The sequence below is a fragment of the Bacillus sp. Nf3 genome, assembly GCF_003028545.1.
GTDB lineage: Bacteria > Bacillota > Bacilli > Bacillales > Bacillaceae > Bacillus > Bacillus safensis.
Genome location: NZ_PYUA01000117.1, coordinates 1 through 517 on the forward strand (window position 1 = coordinate 1; position 517 = coordinate 517).

The window sequence follows — 517 nt, forward strand, 5'->3', positions numbered from 1 at the left end:
CAGATCGACCGCACCGCTGCGGCGCGGTTCGGATTGACCGCCAATGACATCGACCAGGTGCTCTACGATGCGTTCGGCCAGCGCCAGATCAACGAGTTCCAGACCGAGACCAACCAGTACCGGGTGATCCTGGAGATCGCGCCGAGCCTGCTCGGCGAGGTCGACGCGCTGTCCTACTTCCACCTGCGCTCGCCGTTGACCGGGCAGATGGTGCCGCTGTCGTCGCTGGTCAGCGCGCACTGGACCAGCGCACCGGCCGCACTGCAGCGCTACAACGGCATCTCGGCGATGGAGATCACCGGCCAGCCGGCGCCGGGCGTCAGCTCCGGTGAGGCGATGGCCGAGATCGCGCGCCTGGCCGACACATTGCCGGAAGGCTTCAGCCACGCCTGGTCGGACATGGCCTACCAGGAACAGCTGTCGGGCAACCAGGCGCCGATGCTGTACGCCATCTCGCTGCTGTTCGTGTTCCTGTGCCTGGCCGCGCTGTATGAAAGCTGGGCGGTGCCGTTCGCGG

General features: G+C 67.1%; 1 protein-coding gene. It reads left to right on the forward strand.

The window, feature by feature from the left end; all coding sequences use genetic code 11:
- A partial coding sequence (locus C9414_RS21120; RefSeq protein WP_258182662.1) for an efflux RND transporter permease subunit occupies nucleotides 1–517 on the forward strand: 517 nt, incomplete at both ends.